Here is a 24,024-nt window from a genome sequence, read left to right as displayed (position 1 = left end):
GGCCGTAAAAACATTCGGCAAAACGCAAAAGGGGCGCCCGGCGGGCGCCCCTTTTATCGGAATGAAACAGAATCGGTAGTGACCTCAGGAGCTCAGCAGCGATGGATTGAGCGTGAGCATCTGCATCGAAAAGGACGTCGGCGTTTTCGGTTTGCCATCGGCATCGACGAAGTAGAGCTCAAATCCCGTGCACTGACGGCGCGTCTTGCTGCCGTTGATGTAGCTGTTCAGATGCTTGAGGCCGTCAAAGCGAATACCCCGGTCTTCCACGGTCACCTGAATCAACGGGTTATCCAGCAGGTATTCGGTCACCAGCTTGATCGTTCCCTCACTTGTCACCTGATTGGTCGTGAAACACCCCAGGCCCCGGCTGAGCTTGTCCTGACGCCACAGGAAATGCTGCGGTATGCCGGTGGTCAGCTTGACCTTTTCACCCTTGATCATCATCTCGCTGACGCCTGTCAAACCCACTGTGGGGACACCGGCGGCGTTGCGGGTCAGGCTGTAGTGCTCATAGAGGTCGTCTCCCTTGGCAATGGAGATAGCGCCCGAAAACGCCCCTTTTTCGTGGTCCTCGAGCGCCAGCGGTCCGCCCTTGGTTCGAAGGGTAATCCCTCGGGGCGCCCCGGCGCTGTTTTTGCCGGCTTCGATGGCAAAGGTGGGCAGATAGCACCACTTGTCAGCCTGTTGGACAATGTTGTCGGGTGTAACGCGCATCGCTCGACCGGCAGCCGTTCTCACCACCATGGCACCGCCGTGGGTAGAGACGCCCCCCATACGGGAGTCGTTGAGCACCGAGCTGAAAACGTTGCGCCAGCCCCAGGTCACCTTGTTGCCCGCCGCAAAGCAATTCATGATCTGCTGGTAGCTGCTGCTGCGAATGGCCGGATAGCCGTTTTCGTCATCGGTTTCATCCTTGGGTGCGACCAGCGGAACATGGGCAGCGGTGCCCGTATCACGACGTTTCTCCCACCAGTTGCCGATGAAGTTACAGTCATAGATGTGAGAGGCCAGCAAGGCATCGCCACTGATGAATTCGAAGATGTTGTCCTGGAAGGTGGAGCCATTGATCTGGCGACGGAAAACGAACGCGTTGCCGCAGTTGTTGAACTCGTTGCGTATAAAGCGTGCCGTGGTCGAATAGCTGTTTTTGGCATCCTCGCAATAGAGCCCGTATCCCACCTGAATGCAGACGCAATCCTTCATCGTGAAGTGAACCAGGATCTCCTTGACGTAGATGGCGTACTGAATATTCGTGAAATGAATATTGCTGAACACGCTGTTGTAGCCCTGAGCGTCGAAGGCCGTGTTGCCATCGGTTTCCTTGTGTCCCTGAACCAGCAGGTTTTCCACCATCGGTCCCTGTTTGATAAACATCGGACCTTTCAGGCCACTTGAGGGCCGAAGACGGGACATGCCCAGATTCTGGTTTTCACGAACACGCCCGGCACCGCTGAGGCTTTTGTAATTCAGGTTGACCGTGTTGGCGATCACGTAATCACCCGGCGGCACGATAACGGTTACCACCTCTTTGGCGGCCGCAGCGTCATTGAAGGCTTTCGAGCTGTCGCTCTTGCCGGTAGCGTCGGCGCCAAAATCCAGAACGGTTTTTACGGTAGCTGTGGTCATGAGTACTCTCCAAAGATAACCATGTTGGTGTCGTAGCGTTATCCTTTTTGGATAACGTGTAATCATGGTTAATCATTTGGTTAATACGGTCAAGCCTAAATTGCTTATTTTGGTTAATTAAAAGTGATGAGTTCGAATAACCCTTTTTAAACAATAATTTGCTAATCGATTCGGAATGACTAACGACGCAGCATCATCTGCGCCATGACAACACCAATGATTCGACAGTGTGGCCCTAGGGTCATGTACTGCTGTGCCCAGCCCCGGTTGAGTGCCTTGAGCATGGGCGGCTGCCCCGGCTCCTCGATATATCGCTTGAAGGTAGCCTCAGCGCTGCCGTGCTCTTCACACTGCACGATCACATCATCGCCGGACATGGCCTGCACATCCGGGTCAACGAAGATCAGCGTTCCCGGTGGATAAACTTCCATCATGGACTCTCCGCGAACGCGGAGCACGAAGCAGCCCGGGCCACAGTTGGGCGGGCGGGGGAAAAACTCCTGATCCCCATCATCGATGATGCTGGCCGAGGTTTCCGTCCACGCGCCTGCCTGCACCCAGCTGAGCAGAGGTGCCATCCCGTCCATCAAGGGCGCCTGTTCAATGCTGTTGTCACTGCGTGGCGGCATGGGGACCACGTTGTCTTCATGGGGGCGAAAAGAATCATGCACACTGTCCAGCCAGCCATCTTCCTTGCCAAAGGCCGCCTCGATACGGCGCGCAAAATCATCCCCGATATTTCTTGTTGCCTTGCTGCTCAATACTCGACTGGCTGCAGGCGGCTCGACTCCGACGCATTCGGCAAACGCCTTGTTGCTGCCTGCCTGATCGCGTAGCGCGCGCGCGTTCTCACGTCGTATCTCACTCACTCTTTGCATAATCATTCTCTCTGGAAGTATTAAAACTTTTCCAAAATTATCCTTGATGGTTAACTAATGCGCATGCATACTCCGCTTTGTTAACCAAATGTGTGCATATTGTGCATCCGGTGACTGGATATTGCCATTTGAAAGTAAGCGAGTCCCGGCCTGTTAGTGGTGCTTCATAAAGAATCCCATACGCACGGAGAGTCTCATGAATGAATCACAGCGCAGCAAGATCATTATCGCCCTGATGAAGCGTGAAGGTGGGTTTGTCGACCACCCTGACGACAGGGGCGGTGCGACCAATCATGGCATTACGCAACGTGTGGCGGCCGAACATGGTTACCACGGCAGCATGCGGGATTTGCCACAGGAGCTGGCAGAGAAAATCTATCTGAAAACCTACTGGCATGCGATGAAACTCGACGAGATCAGTGCGCGTGCGCCCGCACTGTCAATTGCAATGCTGGATTACGGCGTACACAGCGGCACTGGACGTGCCGGAAGGCAATTACAGGAGGTGGTCAATGTATTGAGCAATAACGGACGGCGCTGGAGCGCCATCACGGTAGACGGTTGCATTGGAACGCAGACGCTCAGGGCAATGGACGCCATGCTCAAACTTCGCGGTGTAAACAGCGGTAATACACTCGCGAGTACCATTAATGCGCTGCGTCTGGCGTGGCTGGTTGATCTTGCAAAGCGCGATGTCTCGCAGCAGGCATTTGCACAAGGCTGGATAGACCGTGTCGTCAGGCTTGAAGAGGCTATGTATGACATCGAATCTGGCACTGGTCGAAATGGAGAGTCCGACAAACGACGAGGATCTCGTCATGGAATGGCGTGACGTCAGACGACGTCTCGCTGGTGAGGCGCCCGAAGTGGCGCAACTGTTTGATAGCCCTGTCACCTGTGAAGCAGCGGGGGCCATTGTGGCGGCCACGCTGGGCTGCTGGCAGGACACGTCCTCCCGCGCCGTGCTGGCGGCGCTGGAAGAACAGCCGGAGCTGATGGAGCGAATCCGACTGCTGGATGTCGAGCGGATTCGGCTACAGCTGGGGGCCATCGATCACAAGGCTTCCACCTCCCAACCGGTGGATATTGCAGTCACAGGGCTTTTCAAAAACGATTGGCGAGCAGGGGTTGGCTGGACACTGTGCGGCATGCTGGCACTCATGTCCCTGGCCATCTGCATCACGGTCATCAGGTCACCGGATCGAATTCATGATTGCGTCGAGATCATGACCTGGCTGATCTTTTCAGCCAGCGGGATCCTTGGCATCAACCTTCACGGCAACAGTGTAGAGCGCCGTGCCATGATGGAGGAAACGCACATGGGAATGAATGATCGGGGTTCGGACGCCGGGCCACCACGGCCCCGGGATTTTGATTGAAGATGTTTGTCTGCCTCAAGCGCCCGGCCATGCCGGGCGCTCTTGTATCCAGTTAACGTTCGACAAGGCGAGCGTTGAACTCGATCGGGATGGTGTCATCCAGGCGCTGATAGCCCAGCAGTGACAAAACGGTCTGCGCGTTGTCCAGCTGCATGAGTTGTTGCGTATCCACACTGATGGGTTCGGCCAGTGTCAGGTGATAGTACTGTTGATCCAGTCGCTCAAGCGTCAGGGGCACCTGTTCGCTGCGTTCGAAATGATTGCCACTGGCGGTCAGCGTGACATTGCGGGTTGTTGCGTCACCCGGCTGCAGATTGCTCAGCCAAGCCGGATTGACCTGCGTTGATAGCGTCACCATGGCCGAGTCGGAAGACAGTCCCGACAAAAGCCCGCCCAGGCCACTCTGCTTGCCCAGTAGATCGGTCTGCTCAAGGCGCAGTGGCATCTCGAAGTGCCCCTCATCATCGATGGTTCCGTTAAGTTCGGAGACATGATAAGTCCGCTCCATTGGCCCGCGCTGGCCCTGGCCTGCCACATGAGCGGTAATTTCGCTGTCGGCCGGGACAAACTGCCAGGCCGCCTGTGCCTGCGTTGTCACCGCAAGCGCTACGCCTGCCACGCCCAGCATCTTCCAGAAACGATCACGCATGCGCTCACTCCTTGTTAATAAACGACACTGGTCTCACAGCGGTGCTTTGGGTATCATACGCAACCGCATTATCAGGGCCTATAGCTCAGTTGGTTAGAGCAGGGGACTCATAATCCCTTGGTCGCAGGTTCGAGTCCTGCTGGGCCCACCATTTAAATCAAATGGTTACGGGATTATCAGACAGCCTGTTCAATGTTTGGTTGCGGTTTGGTTGCTGATGCGCGGCAACCTCGCCATGACACTGTCCCATCTTGCTGGATCTGCATGCGCGTATCGACTAGTGACTGTCAGCGACGAATGCCCCAGTAGATCCCTGATACTTGTCAGTGTTTCTCCTTTGCTTGCCAGCAGCGACGCGTAGCAGTGTCGCATGTCATGGAAGCGAATATCCGGCCGTCCGATGGTTTCTCTGGCTTTCTCAAAAGCTCCTCTTACTTTGTCCCCCGTGGTAGCGAAGGGTAGGGCTCCTACCAGCAGTTGAGCTTCGTCAGACAGGGGAATGGCTCTTGGTTTTCCATTCTTGGTCTGGTTGGGCTTGAGGACGATACGGCCGCTGTAAACATTTCCAGGCTCTAGGGCCAGAAGTTCACCTCGTCTCATGCCGGTAAGCATTGCCAATAAAATTACCTGACGCTCTACTTCGTATCGCGCTGGCACTGCCTCCAATAACTCGGCAAGCTCCGGCTCAGTCAGATAGACGTGGCGCTCGTTTTTGGGAGATGGTTTGCGTAATTTGCCGTCAAGAGGTAGGTCCAGCCAATCCCACTCACGATAAGCAAGTGACAGCACCCGCTTGACCACCTGAATTCGATTGTTGATGGTCGATTGTGCCAACCCCTTTTCTTTCAAAGCTTTCTGCATTTTTCGTGCTGCATCGAGCAATTCCTGGCCAATTACAACGTCAGGAGCGTGTTCGTCCATCCATTTTGCGACTAAAAGTATGTGCTGTTTTTGAGAGCGCACATCGTATTCGCTCACTATCCGCTGAAGGCCTTCCGAGAAGGTACGCTTGGGTTTGCGTCCCATCACGCCGTTGAATGTCTCCTCCTGTTGCCGAGCCCCTGCTTTCAAAGCGTACTGCCTTGCCTCTCCCTCCGTTTGAAAAGTTCGTTGAGAGCGTCGGCCGTCGATTGTCGACCGGACGACCCAAGTACCACGGTCTTTCCTTTGTGAGACTGTATATCCCATAGCTGGTCCTCTTTCTCCTGAGGACCGCGCCTGCAACGCTGAGCGTACTCCTCAACCTCTAACTGATCAAAACGTACAGCACTGCCAAACTGTACAAATCCGATTTCGTGTTTATGCCCATAAACCCAGCTCAAGCTCATGCCAAGCCTATTTGCAACCTGCTCCGGTTTAAGAAGATCCCCCATGTCTACCGTGCTCCATGCAAAATGCGTTGTCTGGGTAGATGTTATTGGCGATTCTATGCGCTTTTGAATTCAATATCAAATTCAATTTTGAATATAAATGAGTGCGGCTGGACGCAACAGGCTGGGAAAGGGTTAAAGGATAACCTTGGCCTCGATAGCAACAGCTAGGATAGAGCAGTTTTTTTCCAAGCGGATCAATGGGTAAGAAGGGTTCAAAGGCTGAAGGTATCTATGCCCAGTATCCTCTACAAGCCTGCGAAAGGTAGGTAAAGGGGTGTTGGGCAGCTGAGCTAGAACGAGTTTTCCAACTGTAATCTCCATTCCTGTATCGAAAAGGACTTGGGTGCTATCAGGAAGGCTTGGAGAAACTCCGGGAGGTGCAGACATGGCATCTCCTTTGAGGCATAGCCAAAAACAAACCTCTTTTACCTTGTAATCGCTTGAATTACGAAGTTTTTTTTCTTCTAAAGCAGCAGTAAAGATAGATGAAGAGGTTGCCGCTTCAGACCATTCGAGAAGAGGATAGTTATAGACATTAGAGATTGACAGATCAGTAGGACAAGTTTTTGAGCTTATGGCAGTAGGATTGCCCATTAGAGCCTTTATTTCTTTAAGCCCTATCTGAGTACGATGAGAAGAGTCGCCATAGGCGAGATAGCCAGTAGAGGTACCTAGAGTCATGGCAATTTTCTCCAGACTGGAAATCTTTGGCGATTTGCTGGTCCCCTTCAAAATACGATGAACAGTGGGTTGTGGAACTTCAGCCCGACGTGCGAGCTCATTTTCACTTATTTGGGCGGCGGCCATGAGCTCACGGAGCCTTGAGCCTATTGTGCTATCGTCGGTCATGCTTGGCGAACTCCGGGTGAGCCTGTTTATACGTTATCGTATTGGCAGGTGGGGGGGCTTGTCTAGGCTAAGCCATTGAGCATCTTCCTGGAGCATCTGGGCAGGTATGAAAAAGACGTAAGCTGCTAAAAAGATAGAGGACGCTTTGGTAGCACATCTTGTAGGCCTCGGACTGTAGATACAGCTAAAGTTCCAGCTCCAGCGATTTAACGACAACCCATATGCATACTCTGCTGTCTCAAAACGTGAGTGGGTTGCTTTATTCTCCAGTATTGTTCGGCTGAGCTTTTCCTTTTTTGTACCATGGCCCCCTGCCTTGACCTTGGCAACGGGGCTGCTGCCGTTTCTTGCCTTCTTTGTCCCACGGGGCGTAGCCCCCAAAGTGATCTAGTGTAGCTAGGTAATTCATTAGACTTTGTAATCGCCCCATCTGTTCGGCATTGTCGCGGTGAACCTTTCCGACCTGTGAAGCTGAACTTACCGCTAAAATACCGTCTGAAGATTGGGCTTGGCGTTCGCGTAATAATGACCGCGTTAAAGCTAGCCCCTTTTTGCGAGTGATCGAGTTTATCCAATATTGAGCAACTGCGTTGGTAATATCTTCGGAGCTTTTTTCACCGTAATCAGGGTCGAACAGCAGTACCAAACTCAAGCGCAACCCCTTCCATGGATGATGAAAAATTTTCCATGAATAACCCACCATACCGGTACAGACAGCCCCCTTCCTTTTTTTCAGATTATCGATCAGTTCTTTGCGTTGCTCTTGAAGCGTAGAGAAGGCTGAATCATGAAATCCTGCTAAATATGAGCTGATAAGTACTAGGTGAACAACGTGAAGGCTGGCGTGTTCCTGAAATAGATTGTTAACCCATTCGATACGCTTACTGTGCGCTTTTCGGTCAGCACGTTGAGCATTGAACTGATTTTTGAGAAAAGCCCTGCTTTGGCAATGTGCGCGAATTGTCTGGATGATCTCTACCATGTTCAGCGTATACCCAAAAGGTCGTTCTTCTTTTTTATTGTTCTCACTAGGTTGCTCTATGCGAACTAAACTAGGAAAGCCAACCAATCGAATCGGGTTCGGATAATGTTCTAGTAGCTCTAACGCTTTTGGAAGTTGTTTTCTCAGCCTACCATGTAGTTCTCTGATATGGCGGTTTGGAGAGGACCCTTGCTTCGAAAGGGAGCTGGGCTCGAAATCATCTTTCAAAAACTTGAGCGTCGCTGGCTCGCCGATGTTGGCTAGTGCTTCGAGAGAGTTGAGGTCCGCTTCATCCAGTTCGACCCAAGCCTGCAACTGTTGAGCGAGATCCTCCAGCTCCAAGAAATCTTGGTAATGGGATTCAAACCTCATTGGTTTTTTCCCAGGCTGTAAGTCAAGATCCCAAGCCTGCAGGCGTTGGCTAGGAGACGTCTTGTGTAGTGAGCGAGCTGTCAGTCGAAGCGATGGCATGATGAGTGAGGCTCCATAGCTGAGCGAGGTCGGCAAGTTTAGATTTTACAGCTATAGACTGCGTAAAGAGAGTAAATCGCGCTAGCTTTTTTTAAAATTTGGTTCCTTTTTAGGAAAGGAACCAAATTTACTACAACATTGCCCCTTTCCGGAACCTGCCTTGCCATTAGCTTTGATATGAGAGGGGGAGGCTGTAGGCTCCCCTAGGTTCTGTCTGAAAAGTCGGCTCTCATACACCGCTCGATACAGGCCAGTGTCATCATGGCTTTGAAGCTGCTGGCCAGCTTGTCGTAACGGGTATTCAAGCGGCGCTTTTCCTTCAACCGGTCAAACAGGCGCTCCACTACATTATTGCGCTGACTGTATTGCAGAGCTGGCAAGCTGACGTAGCAGGCCCCAACGCAGACGCCTGTGCATACGCCGCCGGGGAATGATCACGCGCATGCTATGGCGATACAGTAGCTTTCTAACTTCTTCAGGAAGGTAATGAAAGGGCCCGCCAGAGACGGGCCCTACGCTCAGCGACGACTCGAATCGAAGACGTGAATCCCTTGATTGATAGGTTTGCTATACGCTTTGCAGAGGTAGCTGGCGATGTACATTGCTTCATCCATTGCGCACCAATCATTCAGATGCAGGATGCTTGACCAAGGAATCTTGGTCACTGGGTTCTGGCTTACGTTGACCAACTGTCCAAAGCGTGAGTCGTCAGCAGCGAAGCCCATCGCTTTCAGCCACGAACGCACCATTCGGTGATAGAGGTTCTGCCGTGAGTAGATACCGTCATTGTCTGGTGAAAATATGCCCAGGCTATCGTAAGCATCCTTGTTGAGTAAAAACATCAAATGGTAATGGGGTTTGTCACTGTGGGCTTGCTCGCGAGCCCACAGGTAGCGTGGTGATGGTGCGTATTTGGTATTTGCTTTTCTCAACTCGTAAAAGAAGAAGCGAAAGAACCTTGTCAAGACAGTATTGTCTTCATGTATAGATGATCTTTGCATGGCCTCAGGAGAATGCAAATCGATGCGAAAAGCAAAAGTGGCTCTGTTCTCTTCTTGAGCGAGATTGAGCGTATAAAGGCTCCTTTCTAGGAAGTTTTCAATTAGCGGTCCTTTTTCATGCTGCATGACAGCGTAACCACGATAGGTCTCATCGTAGAAAAGACGCAGCTTATCGTTGTCAGGATGGCGTAGGGGGAAGCTTGGGAACATTGTTTTATACTCGCGAACAAGGTTAATGGACTTGAAGCGAAGATCCTTGATTGCTGGAGAGATGCCCAAGGAGGGATGAACCCGTGTTGAGCAACAGCATCAAGAGCGGCAGTAAGTTAACCATTGCTGTTTGTTAGAACAGCTTGGAGCTCATTCCATATTGTTTTTCTATGCCAGGTACTTATATTGAGTCAAAAGGGATATGAAATACCTGAACCTGCTTTGTGGATGTTCACAATAGACTTCACTTGTGAAGTCTATTAATGATCTATGGAACTCTATAATACTTCCCCGTCGTAGATTCACATAAATGCGTCAGGCCAGATCTATCCTTCACATAAAAATGCACGGTAGAACCGGCGAAACGAACCAGGGTCGTATTATAAAGAAATTCCGTTTTTAACAGGACAAGAGTTAATGGCGAACTGATTGCCACTTCGCTTCATTACATATCGTGGCGATGTCAGAAATTACATTTCTTGGATGGTGTCTTGTGCTTATCTATTTGGATACCGAGATGATCTGCTGCGTGCTTCAAGATATAGAATATTAATAGTGCTTGGTTTCATTCAAAAATATTTCAGACCTGTATTACCTCTCTGAAGCTGTAAAGCACTGGCTTTCTCAATAGCCAATTCCCGCGATCAGGAGGTACCCATGAAGTCCGGATGTCCACGCTGTAAATCCTCTCGGATTGTTGAGCGCCACCAGGGCCGCAGTGTCTGTGGCAGCGTCGGCATTGTGGCCGGTTCCGCCGGCGGTGCTGCTGGTGCATTGAGTGGTTCTCAGGCCGGTGCGCTGGCAGGGTCCTTTGCAGGACCCGTAGGCATTACGGTAGGCGGTCTAGCCGGCGCCGTGTTTGGTGCCTTGGCGGGTGGTGCTGCCGGTGGGGTGGCAGGTGCCCGGTTCGGTAGCGAGCTCGACGAACGCGTGCTCGACAACCTCGAATGCTGCGAGTGCGGCCATACCTTTCGTACCCATCCCGCGTAATAGCTGTCTCCCTTGGAGACATCGACTCATTTTCATTTCTCTCATTCATTCGAAGGGTCCGTCATCAGCCGATGGCGGGCCCTTATGCCGTCTATACCACTATCAGCAAGGAGTTTTCTCATGGCACATCAAGTCGAGCAGATGGCGTACGTTGGCGATACCCCTTGGCACGGGCTGGGACAACAGCTATCTCCCCATCAACCACTGGAGGTCTGGCAGCAGCAGGCCGGCATGAACTGGCACATTGAAGAGACGCCGGTGCGTTTTATCGCTGATTCATCCTCTCATCTGGGCAGCATCCATTCCTTCCCTGAACAAAAGGTGCTGTTCCGCTCGGATACCCAGACGCCGCTGTCGGTGGTGTCACAGCGCTACAAGGTGGTACAGCCGCAGCAGGTACTTGAGTTTTATCGCGACCTGACCGAGTACGCCGGGTACGAACTTGAGACGGCCGGCGTCCTGAAGGGCGGTCGCAAGTTCTGGGCATTGGCTCGCAGTGGCCTGAGTACGTCGCTCAAGAACAGTGATGAGGTTCGGGGCTATCTGCTGCTGGCCACGTCCTGTGATGGAACGCTGGCCACGGTGGCCACACCCACTTCCGTGCGGGTAGTCTGTAACAATACGCTGAGCATGGCCGTCGAAGGTGCTTCCCAGATGGTTCGGGTGCCTCACAGCACCGAGTTCAATCCGCAGCGGGTCAAGCAGCAGCTAGGCATTTCGGTATCGCAGTGGGATGACTTCATGTACCGCATGAAGGCACTGGCTGAACGCAGGATCAGCCATGACGAGGCCACCCGTTATTTCCAGACCGTGCTCAACAGCACCGACGTGCCGCTGGGCACGCCGGCCGGGAAGCCCAGCCGTGCCATGAACCGGATGCAGCAGCTCTATCACGGCGAAGGACGTGGATCTCATTTCTCAACGGCGAAAGACACCGCCTGGGGGCTGCTCAACGCCGTGACCGAGTATGTCGATCATGAGAAGCGGGCTCGCAGCAACGATACCCGCATGGATTCGGCTTGGTTCGGGCAGGGCGCCAACCTGAAGCATCGGGCACTGGATAACGCCCTCGAGCTGATTGCCTGACCATAAAGCCTGTTGTTCACCACTCAATCGCATAAAGCTCGACCAGTTTTCTGGTCGGGCTTTTTTGTTGTCGCAAGGAGCCACCCGATGAATACCGATCTCACTTTATCCATTTCCATTGCGCTGACCGACCTGTCGCGCCTGATGCTGGAACAGGACAAAACGCAGGCCAACACCCTTATCTGCGGCAGGGGCTGCTTTTACCGCGCCTCCATGACACTTGAGCGTATTGCAGAAGAGGATCTGCAGGACGCCATCAACGAATACCTTCCGGAGAAAAGCTCATGACCCAGTCAATCACACGGCAGGACAACGCCACCAGACATCCGCCTGAATCCAGTAGCGACAGTACTGCCATCATTCAGGTGATCGAGCGGGCAGCGCTCAATCCCGATGTGGACATCGACAAGATGGAGCGTCTGCTGCAGATGCAGGAGCGTGTCCTCGATCGTCAGTCCCTGATGGCCTACAGCAGTGCCATGGCCGCCATGCAGACCGAGCTGCCCAGCATTGCCGAGCGGGGCAAGGGCAATAACGGCCACTACGCCACGCTGGAGGATATCGTCGATACGGTGCGACCCATCCTGCAGCGCCACGGCTTTGCCGTGAGCTTTCGCATCCAGACGCAGGAGCGCGGCATTCAGGTGACCGGGGTGCTGATGCATCGGGACGGGCATCGTGAAGAGACCAGCATGCTGCTTCCTGCCGATGTAAGCGGCAACAAGAACGCCGTGCAGGCCTTTGGCTCCTCAACCAGCTATGGCAAGCGCTACGTGCTTTGCGCGCTGCTCAACATCACCACACGGGGACAGGACGATGATGGTCATGCGGCCGCCCCCATCAAGCGGATCACCTCCTTCCAGGCTGGGCAGCTTCGGCAACTGATCGCCCGGTGTCCCACGACCACACAAGAGTGGTTCATCGGCCGGTATGGCGATGCCGAGCAGGTGCCTCAGAGCGACTTCGATAAGCTGCGTGCATCGCTGCAAAAGCGCGCCAGCCCTCAATGACCATCTAATTGACCTATGGACGAGGACGGGTCCTCCCCATGTATACCGTTATCCAAGGAAAATAAATGCAGATACTGACGTTGGAGCAGGGCACACCTGAGTGGCATACCGCAAGGCTGGGCATCGTTACCATGTCCGAGCTCAAGACCCTGTTGGTGAAAGGGAAGGGACCCAGCAATTTCGGCGCTGGAGCGCTGAGCTACATGCATCAGCTGATCGGGGAACGCATCACCGGAGAGTCGGCAGATGTCTTCCAAGGCAACGCTCATACCCAGCGCGGGCATGCGCTGGAGCCTGTCGCACGAGAACTCTATAGCGAAGCCATCGGCAATACTCAGCTGGAGCAGGTCGGGATCATTCTCAACCACGGCGCCGGATACTCACCGGACAGTCTGGTAGGCAGCAATGGGCTCATCGAGGTAAAGACCAAACTGCCTAAATACCAGATCGAACTGCTGCTCGCGGATGAGTTGCCACAGGAGCATGTGGCGCAGTGCCAGGGTGGGCTCTGGGTGAGCGAGAGGGAGTGGATCGACTTTGTGAGCTACTGGCCGGGCATGCCGCTGTTCGTGAAACGTGCTTATCGGGATGAAGCGCTGATCAAGAATATTGCCGAACGGGTTAAGTCGTTTTACGAAGAGCTGGAATGCCGCATGAGTATGGTTATGGCAGCCTGACTAACGAGCAATGCCAAGAATAGGTGAGCGAAATTTTTCTCTATGCCAGTGCTGCCGTTTATCGGCAGCATTGGCACTTTAGAAGATGTTAATTTTTTTGTCTGGTAGGGCCTGAGCTGAGGCTGGTACTGTTTCAATTCAAATTTCAGGTGTGGTGAGCAGGGAGAGATTTTAGAGAATGCCAAACGACAATATCACGGCTTATCACGCCAAATACTTCGCCTACGAACTTACTCGCCAACGGCGCGGGGGTGAGGTCGATCGTTTGGCCACGTCTTTGTTCGATGCTTCAGTTGATCTCAATCCACATCAAATTGATGCGGCCTTGTTCGCTTTGCAAAACCCGCTGACCAAAGGTGTCTTGCTGGCCGATGAGGTGGGATTGGGCAAGACCATTGAGGCGGCATTGGTCATTTGCCAATATTGGGCAGAGCGCCGCCGCCGGCTCGTGGTGATTGCGCCGGCCGCCTTGCGCAAGCAATGGGCAACCGAGCTGAGTGAGAAATTTCACCTGCCTACCCAGGTGCTTGATGCTCGCACTTATCAGCAGCAGCGTGATCAGGGAATTTACAATCCGCTGGATCAGGACACCATCAGCGTGATGTCCTATCACTTTGCAGCCAGATTGGAAACGCAGCTACGTACTATCCCCTGGGATCTGGTCGTCATTGATGAAGCCCACAAGCTGCGCAATGCTCATCGTGAAAGTCACCGGACCGGGCAGGCCCTCAAGCGTGCTTTCGCTGGTAGCCGCAAGTTACTGTTGACTGCTACACCGCTGCAGAATTCGCTGCTTGAGCTGTATGGTCTTTCTACCGTTATTGATGAACAGTTATTCGGCGATGCCATCAGCTTCCGCCGACAGTTCATGCGCAATGGCAACGACATCCAAGGATTGAAACAACGCTTGGATGAATTCGCCAAGCGCACCCTGAGACGTCAGGTGCTGGAGTACGTGCAGTATACCCACCGCAAGGCGCTCACCATTCCCTTTACGCCTTCCCAGGATGAACAGCGGCTATATCAACTGGTATCCGGTTATCTGGAGCGCGAAGACAGCTATGGGGTACCCAGCCGTCAGCGCCATCTGGTGTCACTGGTAATACGCAAGCTGTTGGCATCCTCGACCACAGCCATCATCCAGACACTGGAAACACTCAAGGAGCGCCTGGAATCGCTCCAGAGCCATCATCAAATCGAGCACAACTGGCTGGAACGGCTTTTGGTCGATGAGTCGCTGGATGAGGAACTGCTGGAAGCAGCAGAATCGGATGAAGTGGAAGGGGGGCGCGCTCAGAGTGTGACCGAGCAAGAGGTTAACCCGACTCGGCTGCAGGGTGAGATTGCAGAAATCGAACAATACCTGAGCCTGGCCCGGGACATCCATGAGGATGCCAAGTCTCATGCATTGGTCACGGCACTGGAAACCGACTTTGCTCGCATGGATGAGATGGGGGCGCCGCGTAAAGCGGTAATTTTCACTGAGTCGCGCCGTACCCTGGAATACCTGAGCCGTTTTCTGGAGCGCCATGGTTTCGCTGACCAAGTAGTTACCTTTAGCGGTACGAATAATAGCCCGGGCATAACAGGCATCTACCAGCGCTGGCTGGCCGAATATGCTGGCAGTGACCGTATCACTGGCAGTCCTGCCATCGATCGTCGTACTGCGATCGTTGACCATTTTCGTGACAAGGCACAGATTCTGGTGGCCACAGAAGCTGCTGCTGAAGGCGTTAACCTGCAGTTCTGCAATCTGGTAATGAATTACGACCTGCCCTGGAACCCTCAGCGAGTAGAGCAGCGTATTGGCCGCTGTCACCGCTATGGCCAGAAGTTCGATGTAGTGGTGGTCAATTTCCTCAACCAGCGCAACGAGGCCGACAGGCGTGTCCTTGAACTACTGAGCGAAAAGTTTCAGTTGTTCGATGGACTGTTCGGAGCTTCTGACGAAATTCTTGGTCGGCTTGAATCGGGTGTCGATATCGAGAAGCGCATCGCCGATATTTATGCCACCTGCCGCACTTCGGAAGCCATAGAAACGGCTTTTGCCGAGCTGCGCGCTCAGCTGGAGATCGACATTGATGCGCGTATGCAGGAGACCGAAAGCAAACTGCTGGAACACTTCGATGAGCAGATCCACGAGTTGTTGCGTGTCCAGCATGACAGGGCGGAGGCCCAGCTTGATCGTACCAGCAAAATGTTCTGGAAGCTGACGCGACACTGTTTGGCAGAGCAGGCCATATTCAACGACAACAATCTGACCTTCCAGCTCGAAGCATCCCCCATCGATAGTGTGGCTACAGGGGATTACTGGTTGATTCGCAAGGGCAAAGGTATCAAGCCGCCAGAGCATGCCCATGTTTACCGGTTGACTCACCCTTTGGGTGAACACGTACTTGATAGTGGACGCCGCCGAGATACCCCTGTCGCTATGCTCCGTTTCCGGCTTTCGGATCATCCATTGCGAGTATCGGTACTGGACCAACTCGCTACGCGCCGCGGCTGGCTGGAGCTAAATTTATTAGAGCTGGACAGCTTTCAACATGAGGAGCATCTGGTCTTTTCGGGGATGGCCGAAGATGGCACCCGACTTGATCAAGAAGCCTGCGAACGGCTGTTCAATGTGGCCGCCGATGTTACTCAAAATGATATGTTGGAGCCGCCTGAAGAGTTCTCTGCTTTGGCCAGGCGACAGCTGGATGCCACTCTCAGTCGTGTGCTGGAGGAGAACCACGGCTACTTCCAGCGTGAGCGCGATAAACTGGAAGCCTGGGCCGATGATCAGGTGGCCTCCAGTGAGGCTCAGCTGGAGGATACTCGTGCCAGAATCAAGGATGCCAAGCGCCTTTCACGTACCACTGATTCCCTGGAGGAGCAGAAGGCGGCTCAGGAGGCTCTCAAGCAACTGGAGCGTCAACAACGAAGAGACCGTCAGGCCATTTTCGATGTGCAGGACGAGATCGAGGAGAAACGGGATGCTCTGATCGACGCCTTGGAGCGTCAGATGCATCGCAAGAGTCAGACTCACCGGCTGTTTCGAATCAGGTGGGAGCTGGTATGAATACGTTGGATGAGTACTCATAGCAGGTCATGCCCTCAATCGGTATCATCACGCGCAAATGAACATTACAGGGCTGGGCATAATTGCCCAGCCCTGTTTTGAATGCGATTTTTAAAGCGAAAGGCATTGTTTTGCCCTGTCGTTTGAGCAAGTGAGATCAAGTTGATGGCTGCAGTAACTGAAAGTGATCGTAAGCAACGTTTCATTAACCTTCTTCATGAGCTTTTTCAGCTCGACAAGCCTGAACTTGACTTCGGCCTCTATCGAATTATGCATGCCAAAAGCGACCAGCTATCCCGGTTTATCCGTGAAGATCTGGCTCAGGTCATCGAAGATGCGTTTGCAGAGCAGAGTGAGCAGCAGCTTGCTGCCATGCGCCAGGATATCGAGGAGAAGCGTCAACAGGCCGAGGCGCTGGGGGCCCCTGATCCGGATAGTGCTCCAGCCGTAAAGCAGGCACGTGCCGCTTACGATGTGGCCAAGGGCGAACAGAACGCTTCGGCAGACGTATACGATCATCTCTATCGCTTCTTCTCACGCTACTACGATAAGGGTGACTTCATGAGTCGCCGTCATCACGTAGCGGAAAATGACAGTCGTGCCGCCCCCTATGCAGTGCCTTATGACGGTCGAGAGGTCTATCTTCACTGGGCCAACAAGGACCAGTACTACGTCAAGTCCTCCGAGACGCTGGCAAACTACACCTTCAACCTCAACGAGGCCTTGAAGAAACTGCAGGGCTCGGCTGCCCAAGCCGGCCTGAGCTTCGATTCGGTAGATGTGGCGCTCAAGGTCCACTGCCGCGTGGTGGACGCCGTCGAGGGCGAGCACAACGATGTGAAGGAGAGCAACGAGCGCTACTTCATAATCCATCACGACGAGCCGGTGCGCCTGGAAGACGCCGACTTGGTTCTGCAGTTCGAGTACCGGCCCGATCCGGATAAGACGGGCCAGAGTGGCACCTGGCAGAAGAAGAGACTGGAGGAAGCCGAAGAGGTCATCATGGCAGCTCTTCGTACCATCGATGGTGTCGCCGTTTATCGAGATGGGCTGGCCACACCGGCCCCGACCGAAAAGCAAAAGAGTCGGACACTGTTGGGCAAGTACCTGCAGCAGTATACCGCCCGCAACACGATGGATTACTTCATCCACAAGGACCTAGGCGGATTCCTATCCCGCGAGCTGGATTTCTATATCAAGAATGAAATTCTGCGCCTGGACGATATCGAAAATGCCGATGTGCTAATCGTTGAGCAACAGCTGAAGAAAATTCAGGTGCTACGTAATCTCGCCAAGCAGATTATTGCTTTTCTGGCACAGCTGGAGAATTTTCAGAAGAGGCTTTGGCTGAAGAAGAAGTTTGTCACTGGTTCTGGGTATTGTATCTCTCTTGCTTTGCTTAAAAATAAAGAGGATTTGCTTGGGAAGATTCTTCACGATACAAGGCAAAGGCAACAATGGGTTGAAATTTTTTCATTGGATTTGGCTGGTCTTGATAGTGAGCTAAAAAATTCCTCAATCGCTGAATTGCTTGAGAAAGAGAAATATAAGTGCTTGATGGCTGATACCGGTCTCCTTGGGGAAGATGTTCAAAATGAAGTTCTTTCTTCTATTGAGAATCTTGATAATGAGCTCAACGGTGTCTTGTTGAACTCGGATAATTTTCAGGCGTTAAGGCTGGTTTCTAAAAAGCTTGAGGGGGCTGTCAAGTGTGCATATATTGACCCTCCTTATAATACTGGGTCTGATGATTTTAGATATAAAGATAATTACCAGCATTCAAGCTGGCTGTCCATGCTTGTTGATCGCCTAGTAGAGAGTAAATCCCTGATGTCAGAGTCAGCAGGTGGAGCATGCAATGTTAATGATATTGAAGACTGGAGGCTTCGTGGAATATTAGAACACCATGTTGGTAATGATTCTTACGTGGCGACAGTAATTACGAAGTGCTCTACTGCCTCTAGCTTTAGAACTGTCAATGTAGGTCCTGTGGATGTGACAGACAGAATCCTTTTCTTTTCAAAGGACAAGTCTCGTTATTCTTTTTCCCCTCAGCCTGTCGAGAAACCTGTTGATCTTCAACATTTTTCTAGGTTCGTGGAAAATTTTGACGCTCCCCCTGAAGAGTGGAGCTTTAAAAGCATAAAACTTGAGGTGCTTCACTCTCTAGGGTTCGATTGCGAGACTACACGAGAGGGAATGAAGGAGGCAAAAGAAAAGTGGGGCGATGCAGCAGAGTCTATTGTTTTCACGGCCTCTGAAAAATTTGCGGTAGATAATGCTAATAGGGTTTTTGAAACGAAAACTCTCCAGAAGCCATCAAAGTGGCTTAGAGAATACATAGAGGACTCCAAGAGAAACCCTGATAAAATCCTTGTTGTTTCGAGGGAGGATGGGTCGGATATTATTCTCTCTGGGGGAAGGCAGTTTTACTTCTTGTCAAATAACGTAAAATTCGTTGATGGTAAGAAGTGTGTGACTGAGCCAGCTTCCACGCTTTGGATGGATATAAATACTAATAACTTAAAGCATGAGGGGGGAGTGGATTTTGCAAACGGAAAGAAGCCTCTTAAGCTGATAAAAAGAATAATAGATATGTCGTCAGGGGCTGACGGTGACTATGTTCTTGATTATTATGCAGGTTCAGGATCAACTGGTCATGCGGTAATAGAAGGGCTTCGTGATGGCACACAGGAAAATAAATATTTGTTAGTTGAGATGGGGGCTCAGTTTGACGAGGCATTGCGTCCTCGAATCATGAGGTCATCTTATTCTAAATCTTGGAGGAATGGAGTTCCGAAAGCGGTGAAAGGTAGCAGTTACCGAGGGGTAACCCAGATTTTTAAATATATGCGCCTCGAAAGCTACGATGACACCCTCAACAACCTTGAGCTCGACGATAGCCCCCAGCGTGATGCGTTGATGGAACAGAATCCTGAGCTACGCCATAACTACACCCTCAAGTATCTGCTCGACGTAGAAACTCGCGGCTCGGCCAGTTTGCTTAATACAGATTGGTTCCGCGATCCGGAGAACTACACCCTGAAGGTTAAGCAGCCTGGCAGCGATGAGACTCGTGAAACGACCGTTGACCTAGTCGAGACCTTCAACTGGCTGATCGGTCTGCACGTTACCAACTTGGACAAGCCTCGCACCTATGTCGCCCGCTTTGAGCGTGAGGCAGATCCTGAGCTGCCAGAGGATCAGAACACCCGGCTTAAGGCCGTCAGCCTGCGTGAGAACGAAGATGGCGCCTATTGGATTCGCCAGATCGAAGGGAATGTTCGTCGCATCCCGGGAAGCGATGAGGATTTAGCCAAGGTGCTGGTGGTATGGCGCAAACTGACTGATGACCTGGAAAAGGACGCTGCGGTGCTGGAAGCGCTCTTGGCGAAGTACAAGATCGGCACCAACGACAGCGAGTTCGATGCCATCTACATCAATGGCCCACATGGCCTGAATCTAACCGGCAATGCGCGTAGCCGCGTGCATAGTCTGGAAGAGAGCTTCCATGCGCGCATGTGGGAAGGCTGCAATGATGACGTCTGAAGCAAATGCACCAACTTGTTGGATAGTTGCCGGGCCTAACGGGGCGGGTAAGACGACGTTCGCTCTTCACTACTTGCCTCAAGTGGCCAACTGCGCCCGCTTCATTAATGCCGACCTGATTGCCGCCGGACTGTCGCCGCTGGCACCTGAGCGAGAATTGCTCACGGCCAGCCGGATTTTCCTGCGTGAAATAGAGGCCGCGGTTGAAGAAGGGGAGGACTTTGCCTTTGAGACGACCCTTTCGGGACGTGGCTATCTAAGCCTGGTACAGCGGCTGCTGAATGCCGGGTGGCGAGTTGAGCTGGTCTATCTGGCACTGCCTTCGATGGAAATGTCTCGCCTGCGCGTCGCAGAGCGTGTCTCTCACGGTGGACACAGCATTCCATTGAAGGATATCCAGCGTCGATTCCCTCGCAGCCTGCATAACCTACTGACACTCTACGCGCCCGGTGTTAGTCGGGCGCGCTGCTTCATGAACGCCGGAGGCTCTCCTGAAATGGTCTTCGAACAGGTAGGCCCCAGCCGCCATATTTTTGATGATCTTCATTACAACATTCTTGCCAGGGAGGCACGGCCATGACTCAGCCAACAGCAGATACTCAGGAAATGCTTGATAGCCTGCGTACGGCCGTAGCAGAAACTCTGGAACGCAAGCGCCGCCTTGGTCAGTACGTTGTCATCTGGGAAGAAGGCAAACCCGTGCTGATAGGCGATGATGTCCCAGTACAGAAGGCAGATGATCAGGACAATCAGGGCCGGGAGTTGTATTAATGGCAAGCAGGCCACGCCAGACCAAAATCAAACAGCTTGACGCTAAAAGTGATTTCCTCAAGAAGCTGGTGCTTAACCAGTGGGTGCTGACGCGCTTTGGTATTGATCCACTGTCTCAATACCGAGACAGTGGCAGTCAGGTGCGCCCGGTCACGCTGCTTACCAAAACGCTCAAGGAGAGCGAGCCGGGTCTGACCGGCGATCGTCATCACCACTATCTGCACGCTTTATTGGGCGTCTACCAGGCGAGCTGGAAGTATGGCGAAGAAGACCTGAAGCGCTTCGATGCCAACATCGTCGAGCATACCGATGCGCTCAACCAGCAGCGCGAAGCAGAAGTGGAATGGAAATACTTCCAGTGGCTGACACTGCTGTTCGTGGAGATTTATCTTCACGAGTATTTTCGCGACCGAGACGCACTCAAGACTAGCCTCAATGAACAGGTCGCGCGGTTCAACAGCTTCTGGCAGAGACAGGGTTATCAGACCGGCATAGGTCTCTATGAAGACGATGATCTCAATAAACTGTGTCTACAAAATGCTACGGGCTCTGGCAAGACACTGTTGATGCACACCAATGTTCGCCAGTTCCGCCATTATGCTCGCAAGCACCATCGTATTGCCGACTACGGCCAGATCATCCTGATTACACCCAATGAGCGGCTCAGCGAGCAGCACCTTTTGGAATGTCGTGACTCCAGTCTGGAGGCGGAACGGCTAAGTCAGGATGGCGGTGACCTGTTCAGTGGTGAGCGGAAATCTCTCAGCCGTGTTGCTGTAACCGAGATCACCAAGCTCGGCATCGAGCAAGGCAAGAAGACCATGGCGGTCGATAGTTTCAGTGACGGCAATCTATTACTGGTCGATGAAGGGCACCGTGGACTGGGTTCAGCCAGTGAGGAGAAGGGCTGGCTCTCATATCGTAACAAGCTGGCTGGACGAGGTTTTGCCTTTGAGTATTCCGCCACCTTCAAGGAAGCCGTGGTTGCTGCCAAGGATGCTGGCGTAGAAGAGACTTATGCCAAAAGCATTCTCTTCGATTATGGCTACCGTTATTTTTACGAAGATGGCTACGGCAAGGATTACCGCATCTTCAATCTGCCCGAGAAAGAGAAACAGCAGCGTTATACTTACCTGACTGCAGCGTTGCTGGCCTTCTATCAGCAGCAGCGCTATTACCAGCAGGAGCACGGCCAATTGGCTCAGTGGAATCTGGCAGCGCCGCTATGGGTGTTTGTCGGGGCCAGTGTGGTCAAGGATGATGGCAAGCAGGAGAGTGCCAAGAACTATAATGAGCGTGCCTCGGATATTGCGCAGGCCCTGGAGTTTCTGGCCTGGTTTCTGGGCGAAAAAGAGGAAGCTCGTCGGGCACTCAGTGCCGTTTATGAAGGCGATGCTGCTAGCGCCGGCTTGATCGACAAGCAGGGCACCGAAATTTTCTCGGGCAGTTTCCCATGGCTCAAATCGCAGGGGCCATCTGTTGACGAGCTCTATCGCGATATTCTTGCCCACACTTTTCATGCCCCGGGTGGCGGCACATTAAATATTGACCGTATTACTGGCGATTCTGGCGAACTATTACTGAAAGTAGGAGAGGCGGAGAAGCCCTTTGGTCTGATTAATGTTGGCGACGCGCTGGGTCTGGCTGAGCATCTCGAAGGTCGGAAAATCCAGCACCTTCAGGTTAGAAAATCGGAACTGGCCAGCCCCATCTTTGCCGAAGTCACGCGCGAGAACTCTCCCGTCAATCTTCTGATCGGTTCGAAGAAGTTTATTGAAGGCTGGAACTGCTGGCGTGTCTCCAGTATGGGGTTGATGAACACTGGCAAGAAGGAAGGCTCGCAAATTATCCAGCTGTTCGGACGTGGCGTGCGCCTGAAAGGGCGTGATATGAGCTTGATGCGCTCCAGTCGGCTCGATCCGGTGCTGGCTCCCAAATATCTTTACCTGCTGGAAACTCTTAATGTGTTTGGCGTCGGTGCCGATTTTATGGCGACGTTCCGTGCCTTCCTGGAGGACGAAGGTCTGCCAGGTAACGATCAGCCGGAGATTCATACTCTCAAGCTGAATGTGATGGAGGATGTGGGTAAATCTCTAAGGATGCTACGTCCCAAGGTCCGTCAGGATACCAAGCAAGCTTATAGCTTCCATCGAAATGGTCCGCTGGTACGTTTCGGCCACCCTATCACTATTGCTGGCAGCGAATTTCATAGTGAGTTGGGCCTGACGCCGGATATCGTTCTCAAGGGACGCAAGGTCGAACTGGATCGATACCCACGGGTAGAGAGCCTTCAGGCATCGGGCGTAAAGAACGTCATGGTCAGGCCCGGTCAGGCCAGGCAGCACGAACGCTATTTTGATGATGACCGGCTGCTGTTTGTAGATATGTCTGCGCTGGCACGAGATCTGGAACGCTATCGGCGCTCCCGCGGCTATGCCAACGTGCTGATCGACCAGGCCCGTTTCCCGGCGCTATTGAAAAGTCAGGTGTGGTACAACCTGCTGGTTCCGGATGATCAATGGAGGCTGCACGCTGACAACTTCCAACGTTATCAGAATATGGCACTGGAGCTGCTGTCACTATTGGTAGATAAGATATTCAACTACCACCGCCGGGCTTACCTGGAGCCAAGACTAGAGCTGGTAGCGCTTGAGGATGCTCGAGGTAACTTGCCGGATACCAGAGAGTATCAGCTGATTGTCGATGGTAGCGAATCGGCTCTGATCGATGATATCAAGCAAATGAAGGATGCCATCGAACAGCAACGCAAGAGCGCTTATCAGTCATCCAAGGCCAGCGGTGTCAGTGCCATTCAGATCGGAGCGCACCTCTATAATCCCCTTCTCCATCTTGGCCAGGATAGTCGGATACGAGTGGAGCCAGTGGCTTTAAATGATGGCGAGTATCGCTTTGTTAAAGACCTCAAGGTCTGGTTAGAGCGTAATCAAGCAGAGTTGGCAGAGAACGGTGAGCAGGTCTACCTGCTTCGGAATCTGGTGAGGCAGGGCATCGGTTTTTTTGAAGCGGGAGGCTTCTATCCTGATTTTATTCTCTGGCACGTACATGAAGGCCGTCAGCGCATCGTCTTTGTCGATCCCCATGGGCTGCGGCACACTGGGCCAAAGGATGAGAAAATCGAATTTGGAGAGCGCATCAAGGATGTCGAGCGACGCCTGGCTAATGAGCATGTAGAGCTGGAAAGTGTGATTCTCGCTCCTTCAAGCACCACGCGCGAATGGATCACTGGGCACTGGGGGATGACGTCAGAAGAGCTGCGTGCCAAGCATGTACTGTTTATGTCTGACTCGAACTATCTGGATAGCCTTATGCATATAGTTGCTGGTTCTTTAGCAACTTAAAATTAAAGCTTTTAAAAAAGCCAAGCTTAAACAGCTTGGCTTTTTTGCAAGGCCTTTCTTTCATTGGAGTTTCACCAAATCATCAGTAGGCTGTGCCTAG

Annotated in this window: 20 protein-coding genes and 1 tRNA gene; 13 read left to right on the top strand and 8 right to left on the bottom strand. The window is 52.6% G+C overall.

Features of this window, described 5'->3' with window-relative positions; all coding sequences use genetic code 11:
- Positions 1-84: 84 nt before the first annotated feature.
- Positions 85-1,629 (bottom strand): glycosyl hydrolase family 28-related protein, encoded by a 1,545-nt coding sequence (locus ACXMYO_RS07955; RefSeq protein ID WP_438768087.1) that lies wholly within the window; start codon positions 1,627-1,629, stop codon positions 85-87.
- Positions 1,630-1,808: 179 nt separating this feature from the next.
- Positions 1,809-2,498: a S24 family peptidase gene (locus ACXMYO_RS07950; protein WP_438768086.1), complete on the bottom strand. Its 690-nt coding sequence runs from the start codon at positions 2,496-2,498 to the stop codon at positions 1,809-1,811.
- 205 nt (positions 2,499-2,703) lie between these two features.
- Between ACXMYO_RS07950 and ACXMYO_RS07945 the strand changes: the two genes are divergently transcribed.
- Together ACXMYO_RS07945 and ACXMYO_RS07940 are read left to right on the top strand one after the other, a co-directional pair.
- On the top strand, positions 2,704-3,339 hold the full coding sequence (locus ACXMYO_RS07945; protein WP_438768084.1) for a glycosyl hydrolase 108 family protein: 636 nt from the start codon (positions 2,704-2,706) through the stop codon (positions 3,337-3,339).
- Positions 3,326-3,886 (top strand): hypothetical protein, encoded by a 561-nt coding sequence (locus ACXMYO_RS07940; protein ID WP_457808353.1) that lies wholly within the window; start codon positions 3,326-3,328, stop codon positions 3,884-3,886. Before ACXMYO_RS07945 ends, ACXMYO_RS07940 begins: the two co-directional genes overlap by 14 nt.
- A gap of 52 nt (positions 3,887-3,938) precedes the next feature.
- Here ACXMYO_RS07940 and ACXMYO_RS07935 read toward each other — a convergent pair whose 3' ends face one another.
- Positions 3,939-4,535: a hypothetical protein gene (locus tag ACXMYO_RS07935; RefSeq protein WP_438768081.1), complete on the bottom strand. Its 597-nt coding sequence runs from the start codon at positions 4,533-4,535 to the stop codon at positions 3,939-3,941.
- A gap of 74 nt (positions 4,536-4,609) precedes the next feature.
- On the opposite strand from ACXMYO_RS07935, the gene ACXMYO_RS07930 reads away from it, so the two are divergent.
- A tRNA-Ile gene (locus ACXMYO_RS07930) sits at positions 4,610-4,686 on the top strand.
- A 38-nt stretch (positions 4,687-4,724) separates the two neighbouring features.
- Here the strand turns inward: ACXMYO_RS07930 and ACXMYO_RS07925 are convergent.
- The 5 genes from ACXMYO_RS07925 to ACXMYO_RS07905 all read right to left on the bottom strand — a co-directional run bounded on the left by ACXMYO_RS07925 (position 4,725) and on the right by ACXMYO_RS07905 (position 9,490).
- Complete coding sequence (locus tag ACXMYO_RS07925; RefSeq protein WP_457809479.1) at positions 4,725-5,561, bottom strand: tyrosine-type recombinase/integrase; 837 nt, start codon at positions 5,559-5,561, stop codon at positions 4,725-4,727.
- A 479-nt stretch (positions 5,562-6,040) separates the two neighbouring features.
- Entirely contained in the window at positions 6,041-6,757 is a 717-nt protein-coding gene (locus tag ACXMYO_RS07920) for a helix-turn-helix domain-containing protein (RefSeq protein WP_457808352.1), read from the bottom strand.
- A gap of 259 nt (positions 6,758-7,016) precedes the next feature.
- Complete coding sequence (locus tag ACXMYO_RS07915; protein WP_457808351.1) at positions 7,017-8,210, bottom strand: hypothetical protein; 1,194 nt, start codon at positions 8,208-8,210, stop codon at positions 7,017-7,019.
- Positions 8,211-8,413: 203 nt separating this feature from the next.
- Positions 8,414-8,590, bottom strand: coding sequence for a transposase (locus ACXMYO_RS07910; RefSeq protein WP_457808350.1), 177 nt, complete (start codon positions 8,588-8,590; stop codon positions 8,414-8,416).
- A 138-nt stretch (positions 8,591-8,728) separates the two neighbouring features.
- The gene (locus ACXMYO_RS07905) at positions 8,729-9,490 is read right to left on the bottom strand and encodes a YagK/YfjJ domain-containing protein (protein WP_457808349.1); all 762 of its coding nucleotides are present in this window, start codon (positions 9,488-9,490) and stop codon (positions 8,729-8,731) included.
- Positions 9,491-10,078: 588 nt separating this feature from the next.
- On the opposite strand from ACXMYO_RS07905, the gene ACXMYO_RS07900 reads away from it, so the two are divergent.
- The 10 genes from ACXMYO_RS07900 (at position 10,079) to ACXMYO_RS07855 (ending at position 23,924) form a co-directional block, all read left to right on the top strand.
- On the top strand, positions 10,079-10,411 hold the full coding sequence (locus ACXMYO_RS07900; RefSeq protein ID WP_457808348.1) for a hypothetical protein: 333 nt from the start codon (positions 10,079-10,081) through the stop codon (positions 10,409-10,411).
- Positions 10,412-10,531: 120 nt separating this feature from the next.
- A complete protein-coding gene (locus ACXMYO_RS07895; RefSeq protein ID WP_457808347.1) occupies positions 10,532-11,497 on the top strand; it encodes a DUF932 domain-containing protein in 966 nt (321 codons plus the stop codon).
- An 87-nt stretch (positions 11,498-11,584) separates the two neighbouring features.
- Positions 11,585-11,785, top strand: a complete 201-nt coding sequence (locus tag ACXMYO_RS07890) for a hypothetical protein (RefSeq protein ID WP_457808346.1) — start codon at positions 11,585-11,587, stop codon at positions 11,783-11,785.
- Positions 11,782-12,507, top strand: coding sequence for an ERF family protein (locus tag ACXMYO_RS07885; protein WP_457808345.1), 726 nt, complete (start codon positions 11,782-11,784; stop codon positions 12,505-12,507). Before ACXMYO_RS07890 ends, ACXMYO_RS07885 begins: the two co-directional genes overlap by 4 nt.
- 65 nt (positions 12,508-12,572) lie before the next feature.
- Positions 12,573-13,184: a lambda exonuclease family protein gene (locus ACXMYO_RS07880; protein WP_457808344.1), complete on the top strand. Its 612-nt coding sequence runs from the start codon at positions 12,573-12,575 to the stop codon at positions 13,182-13,184.
- A gap of 178 nt (positions 13,185-13,362) precedes the next feature.
- The gene (locus ACXMYO_RS07875; protein WP_457808343.1) at positions 13,363-16,245 is read left to right on the top strand and encodes an SNF2-related protein; all 2,883 of its coding nucleotides are present in this window, start codon (positions 13,363-13,365) and stop codon (positions 16,243-16,245) included.
- Between the two features lie 165 nt (positions 16,246-16,410).
- Positions 16,411-19,794, top strand: coding sequence for a DNA methyltransferase (locus tag ACXMYO_RS07870; protein WP_457808342.1), 3,384 nt, complete (start codon positions 16,411-16,413; stop codon positions 19,792-19,794).
- On the top strand, positions 19,781-20,374 hold the full coding sequence (locus tag ACXMYO_RS07865) for a zeta toxin family protein (RefSeq protein ID WP_457808341.1): 594 nt from the start codon (positions 19,781-19,783) through the stop codon (positions 20,372-20,374). The genes ACXMYO_RS07870 and ACXMYO_RS07865 overlap by 14 nt, the downstream gene beginning before the upstream one ends.
- Positions 20,371-20,565: a hypothetical protein gene (locus ACXMYO_RS07860; RefSeq protein WP_457808340.1), complete on the top strand. Its 195-nt coding sequence runs from the start codon at positions 20,371-20,373 to the stop codon at positions 20,563-20,565. The genes ACXMYO_RS07865 and ACXMYO_RS07860 overlap by 4 nt, the downstream gene beginning before the upstream one ends.
- The gene (locus ACXMYO_RS07855; RefSeq protein WP_457808339.1) at positions 20,565-23,924 is read left to right on the top strand and encodes a DEAD/DEAH box helicase family protein; all 3,360 of its coding nucleotides are present in this window, start codon (positions 20,565-20,567) and stop codon (positions 23,922-23,924) included. The genes ACXMYO_RS07860 and ACXMYO_RS07855 overlap by 1 nt, the downstream gene beginning before the upstream one ends.
- The last annotated feature ends 100 nt before the right edge of the window (positions 23,925-24,024 follow it).

It is taken from the genome of Kushneria sp. EE4 (genome assembly GCF_977968315.1).
The sequence above is the reverse complement of the archived record's forward strand: the minus strand, read 5'-3'. Positions and strand labels throughout refer to the sequence as shown.